General features: G+C 46.1%; 6 protein-coding genes. All 6 read right to left on the minus strand.

The genetic code is table 11. The features are described 5' to 3' along the window. Positions 1-627 precede the first annotated feature (627 nt). Positions 628-1,155 carry a hypothetical protein gene (locus tag AEQ63_RS23890; protein WP_064365107.1) on the minus strand — a complete coding sequence of 176 codons (528 nt, stop codon included), beginning with the start codon at positions 1,153-1,155 and terminating at the stop codon, positions 628-630. After that, positions 1,152-2,327: an AAA family ATPase gene (locus AEQ63_RS23895; protein ID WP_064365108.1), complete on the minus strand. Its 1,176-nt coding sequence runs from the start codon at positions 2,325-2,327 to the stop codon at positions 1,152-1,154. The genes AEQ63_RS23890 and AEQ63_RS23895 overlap by 4 nt, the downstream gene beginning before the upstream one ends. 1,061 nt (positions 2,328-3,388) lie before the next feature. Continuing rightward, positions 3,389-3,628, minus strand: coding sequence for a DUF2442 domain-containing protein (locus AEQ63_RS23900; protein ID WP_064365109.1), 240 nt, complete (start codon positions 3,626-3,628; stop codon positions 3,389-3,391). An 842-nt stretch (positions 3,629-4,470) separates the two neighbouring features. Then, positions 4,471-4,893 (minus strand): helix-turn-helix domain-containing protein, encoded by a 423-nt coding sequence (locus AEQ63_RS23905; protein WP_064365110.1) that lies wholly within the window; start codon positions 4,891-4,893, stop codon positions 4,471-4,473. Positions 4,894-4,903: 10 nt separating this feature from the next. Beyond that, positions 4,904-5,083 carry a Rop family plasmid primer RNA-binding protein gene (locus AEQ63_RS23910; protein ID WP_064365111.1) on the minus strand — a complete coding sequence of 60 codons (180 nt, stop codon included), beginning with the start codon at positions 5,081-5,083 and terminating at the stop codon, positions 4,904-4,906. Between the two features lie 172 nt (positions 5,084-5,255). Beyond that, entirely contained in the window at positions 5,256-5,417 is a 162-nt protein-coding gene (locus tag AEQ63_RS28695) for a hypothetical protein (RefSeq protein WP_161806103.1), read from the minus strand. Between the last annotated feature and the right edge of the window lie 124 nt (positions 5,418-5,541).

Genomic DNA, 5,541 nt, shown 5'->3' on the forward strand with positions numbered 1-5,541 from the left:
CATAACCTCTTTAGGTCACCGTCAACAGCGCCCCTTTCCCCCGAGCCTGGTCCCGGGCACCCCGGTTTTCCATAGGCTCCGCCCTCCTGACGAACATCACAGAAATCAGGCGATTTCCGGTGCTCAAATCAGAAGAGGCGAAACCCGACAGGACTTAAAGATACCTACCATTTCTAGCAGGTGGCTCCCTCGTGCGCTCTCCTGTTCCCACCTTACAGATTAGCCCGTGTCTTTCCGCTGTTATGGCCGCGTTTTCTCATACTACGCCTGACACTGGGTACTGCTTAGGTGGTTCGCTCCAAGCTGGACTATATGCACGAACTCCCCGTTTAGTCCGACTACCACGCCTGTGCAGGTAACTGTTCTCTTGAGTCCAACCCTGACAGACACGACAAAACGCCACTGGCGGTAGCCATTGGTAAGAGGTTTAGAGGAGAGTCTTGAAGTTTCTGGTGTTATGGGGCTACACTAAGAGAACGGATTTGGTGACTGCGCTCCTCCAAGCCAGTTACCTTGGTAACGAGATCTGCCAGGATCGCGCTACCTTAGAAAAAACCACCTGCCAGGGTGGTTTTCTTCTTTTAAAAGAGAATACATTTAGAAAATCTGTCCCGCAAGAAATAAAGCTTATTTTTTCTTTGTCAAATAAAACCTATGGTCCATATCTAAGAAAACTGCATAAAAAACGTTACAGTCTAAGTAATAATTTTTACCTTTGTACTTTATAACCTTTCCATGGCAATTTTGGGGTACGATAAAGCCAACTAAGCGTGTCTCATAATCCATTCTAAACCGTCCCCACTCTACTCCCTTAGGAACATGATCGGGGTTATCAAAATCGCTGTTATCCGGAAAATTAACATAATTTTCATACACATGACCACTACCTTTACCAATTGTCTCTAACATCCAATGTGTTAAAGGCTCTCTACTATACACTCTGAGTTTTGTATAAAAGTCCGCAAGCGCCTCTTTTTTTAGATTATTAAAATCATAACCAGGACTTTCTGGATTGAAATAAGAAAAGTTGAATTTAAGTCTCGACGAAATGTCATTCTCCTCGTGTCCAACTGTTTTTTTCTTTTCCTCTTCTTCAATCTCACCTTTTTTGCTATCTATGAATGAGGATTTCTTTTGGTTTTTAAACCTACTCATAAATTAGGAACCCCTCCCAGTTTTTTCTTTAGGTATAACCCTGATATTTTCCTATCAGACCTCAAGACTGAGTTAGGAAGAATTTCATTAGGTATCTCATCCAGTCGATAACAAAAACTCTCTACCCCACTCTTGTCAACTAATACGGTTCTATACTTACCCAAATAATCCATTATCTCTGTATTGTGAGCAGTGAAAATAAACTGTGCTTTCTGGGTGTTTTTTATTTCATCCTCAAACAAATCAAGTATTTTTGGCAGCATCATTGCATGAAGGTGAATATCAAACTCATCTAAAGCTAACACTGCTCCTTTTTTTATTACATACCAATATACCGCTAAGTTCTTATATAAAACTTTTGTCCCGCTTGACTCATCATGAATAACAAGGTTGCTCGTGCCGCCTTCATACTTATGCTCGAAAATAGGAAGATAGCTTGCTTCATCAGGACTTTCTGAATCACTTTTTATTATCTTAACATCAGCAATAGATGAGTCCATTGACTTGAGAAAATCCACCATAAACTCTCTGATGCTATCGTTATCATGATAAAGCTTTGATACATCTCGAAAATCTAAGCTTGAAAACTTCTCACTCAATCCAGAGTAACCCACATTGCATACAAAGGAATTGAAGTAGCTTCTTACTGAAGTAATATCTTCCATCTCAGAATTAAAGTTAAAATTATTACTTAAGCTGATGACTGATGCATTAGTTTTTAATTTTACCTTTTTTATCTCACCAATAGACTTAAGGCACTTAATTATCTTATCGCCTTCTCTTTCAAAGACTACGACTTCTCTTTTTAGTTTTCGAGATAGCTTTTCATAAAAAACGCGCTCTGCATCTAAAGATAACTCATAAATATAATTGCTTTCATCAATACAAAATTCAATAACAAAATCGCTAGGCTCTTTATTTGCAAAGAATGAGTCTATAGGTATTTTACTATCAGCGCTAGTATCCGCAGAGTTTGCTATAAACCTTGCAATAAAACCAAGCCCTCTTATTATATTTGTTTTCCCAGATCCGTTCCCTCCTTTAATCCCCATAATATAACTTATGCCGTTTCTATTTGGCACTGTGTCTCTTACTCTTTTATCAAAAAGAAAGGACACTTCACCGCCTTCTTTGAATGAAAAGAAGTTTCTGAACCCAAAATGCTTAATCACTTTAAACCCTCCGTAATTCCTTAAGGCTACATTATGACAAAAACGTCAAAAGCTACAGGATAAGATTCAAAATAATTGCTGTTTGTTCAATTAATCTGCAGTGGTTGAGTCATAGTGAATTATTGATGATGAACACGGTTACTATGAGTGTGCTCTTCACGTTTGCAGCCTCGGAGAAGCAATTTTCATCCATACCCAAAAACACTCTGTTTTTACCATAACACCTCTTTGCCGCACCCCCGGAGAGGCCCTCAGCGCCATTCTGCCGCGAAGGGGGCGTTTCCGGCACCTTTCTCTGGCTTAAACCCTGAAAAACGGCCCTGATGATTTCTGCGCGGCTGCATAGGCATGCACCAAAGTGAATGGGGAAGGATTTGGGGCGGATGTTGTAACCAGAGGGGGATTTCTGGCACAAAACTCGTTACAGGGAGCATCACTGGCAATTACTTTTGATGCCCCGATCACAGGTCAGACCACGAGTGCTTTGTGACCATAAAAATGAGATTAAATTATTCTCGGTTCTCCATTTTGTGAGAGCCATACCCTGGGACAATTAAAAGGACTACACAGCATGGCAAATCATTGGTCAGGTCAGAAATGCACCGAAACTGGTACGTACGGCCAGTATAAAGACACAGATAATACTTATGCAGGTTCATCTTATGATCGTCACGTCGATAAGGGTGAAAACTTCCCGCCAAGCCTGAATAATCACCACTTCACCAAAAAGTAAAAACCTCCTGATGGGGCCTGCGCCCCATCTCCACACCTGTACGCAGACCTGCATCAGCCATAACGGTGAACGGGCGCACAGTTTACTGTGTGACGGTGAGGCGTTGGCCAAGCCGTCAGGCGCGGCAGTCCACTTGCTGACGCTGTTCTATCCTGCGTTCATCAGAGATTAAAAGAAGATTTCGACGCGTCGAAATTTATTAGGGTGCCGGGCGGAGCCTGGCCAGGAGGATTTGGCGTGCCGGCGGTACTCCAAATACACATCTTGTCCCGCTGTTTTGTGGCGCCGGCGCAGCTGGCGGTGGTCACAAAACATTTCCTGTCCGGAGTTAGGGTTTTCTGACCTGCTGCAGTTTCTGCGTGCCCAGAAAGCCCTCAAGGCTCAGATCTTCGTTGAGCCCGTCCCAGTGAATGCCGTGCGGGCTCAGTTCAAAAGTTGCAAGCTGCTCTGCGGTGGCGCCGGCCAGCGCGGGAAAATAAGACAGCGGTACGCCCAAGGTGCGCCCGTCGCTCAGCTGCAGCCACATGTTGTAGGGATCAAATTTTGCCGATTTGATGGAAACGCTCATCACGACCTCCGGTTGACCGTCACGAATTTACGTTGATAGTATGCCCGGGTAGTCCTGTCGTCCATGACGACCACCAATGATCCCACGGCCTGAGAGGATCGCCTTCGGGTGGCTGTACAGAACACTCCCGCAGCCTGAAAGGGAGAACGCAAAGCGTGGTACATCTGCTCACCCCTGGAAGCAGATATCGTCATAAACAGCGCACCTACGACGCGACGATGAGGGTTTCTTACACTACGCAGTGACGAACACAGTATATCCTGCCATCTGCTGACGGTTTTCAGGCCGCGGTAAATACCCCCTTATAAATCCGACAGGATTTATCCGCGGGAAACGCGTGATTTCCCGTGCTCACCATTCCGTTTTCCGGAAAGTACACGTTCTGCAGCGGCAAACGCGCCTGCGGACTGAGCGGCGTCACTTTGATGCTGGCAATGCCAGTACAAAGTGACGCGTGAAAAAACCACACTGCAGCCCCTGCGGCACAACGCTTTACGGCGATCTCCACAATCTGACGTGCACGTATTACGTGTTTTCATGCGCCCTGAACGGGCCTTAACCCAGCGCTGCGGACATAACTGCAGACGTGTTCAGACAAGAAAGGAAAATAATCAGCTCGGTATCGATGGCGACACCCGGAAGCGGGTGTGTGGAGGGAGTCTGACGCAAGTCAGCCCGGCGTAAGCCGCGAACAGGTCAGCGACCTGGGGAAACCTCGCAAGAACTCAACAATCTGTCATCCCGATGCACAGATACCAGCTGAGACGCAGGAAGCGCAAAAGTAACCGTGTCGTCGGGACCGAAGCACTGGATAAGAGTAAGGTTACAGGGTTAAAGACCGGTTATTTCCAGAACTGCCACCATTTAGCCGGAGGCGGTAAAGGTTGCTGCGCGCCCTGTTTATGCTCAAGAAGCAGCATTGCCTGGCGAAGGGAGCTGATATGTTCATCCCGCGAAGTTACAGCCTCTTTTAAACCCTCATTTTCCTTTTGCAACAACTCAATCTCATGCTGCAAGTGCTGTAAATCAGGGCTGTTAACCTGTGTAATTTGCTGCTCCGGGTTTACTGTAAAATCTGTAGCAGGAGGTAGGTTTTCAATAGTGCCAAACACCCTTATAAGCTCAGACGTATCAATGTTCTTTACAGTCCTTCCCGCCTTTACAACTGACGTAAAATTAAGTTGTCCGCTGTTCATCAGCTTGTAAATGGTAGGTCGACTAATGCCGGCAAGCCTGGCTGCTTCACTGATTGATACTTTTGCCATGCAAATTTCGCTATTCCTGAGTTAACGTTGCCATAAGACTGCTATGAAGACGTTCAGCATCCTCATGGAGCTTTTCACATATATCCGCTTCACTGTCAAAATCCAGCTCGTTGAGCTTTTCCAGCAGGAGCAGACTCTGGTCCTGAATGAATTTTGCCATGTTCAGCGCAGTTGTTTGCTGTTTGGTCATCAGACGCTCCCGTGCATACGTGTAATATGCTGAGAACTGGTGAAATGACGCTTCCTCGATTCCCCTGGCTGCGGCGAGCGTTGCTGATTAACGACGAAAAGGCTTGAGCTTGCTCCAGATGAATTCAGCGGCCTGCCGTTCTTCTGCACGTGCCTGTTGAGCAGCCTCGGCTTCACGCTGTCCCAGATATCGTCAGATGCTCGCGGGCAACCTGCAGCACCTCTTTTTTTTCCGGCACGGACAGCTTTTTCCATTTTGCTCGTTCCGCTGCAAAGACAGCATCATCAAGAAACTGCTGTTCAGTCTTAGATACAACATGCAGGCGTCCAGCCATAACCTCTTTAGGTCACCGTCAACAGCGCCCCTTTCCCCCGAGCCTGGTCCCGGGCACCCCGGTTTTCCATAGGCTCCGCCCTCCTGACGAACATCACAGAAATCAGGCGATTTCCGGTGCTCAA

The sequence above is a fragment of the Pseudomonas sp. RIT-PI-o genome, from assembly GCF_001297215.1.
GTDB classification, from domain to species: Bacteria; Pseudomonadota; Gammaproteobacteria; order Pseudomonadales; family Pseudomonadaceae; genus Aquipseudomonas; species Aquipseudomonas moraviensis_A.

Excerpts from the sequence above, each read along its gene's own strand:
- AEQ63_RS23890 (WP_064365107.1), bottom strand. The coding sequence starts at position 1,155 with ATGAGTAGGTTTAAAAACCAAAAGAAATCCTCATTCATAGATAGCAAA.
- AEQ63_RS23900 (WP_064365109.1), bottom strand. The coding sequence starts at position 3,628 with ATGAGCGTTTCCATCAAATCGGCAAAATTTGATCCCTACAACATGTGG.
- AEQ63_RS23905 (WP_064365110.1), bottom strand. The coding sequence starts at position 4,893 with ATGGCAAAAGTATCAATCAGTGAAGCAGCCAGGCTTGCCGGCATTAGT.
- AEQ63_RS23910 (WP_064365111.1), bottom strand. The coding sequence starts at position 5,083 with ATGACCAAACAGCAAACAACTGCGCTGAACATGGCAAAATTCATTCAG.
- AEQ63_RS28695 (WP_161806103.1), bottom strand. The coding sequence starts at position 5,417 with ATGGCTGGACGCCTGCATGTTGTATCTAAGACTGAACAGCAGTTTCTT.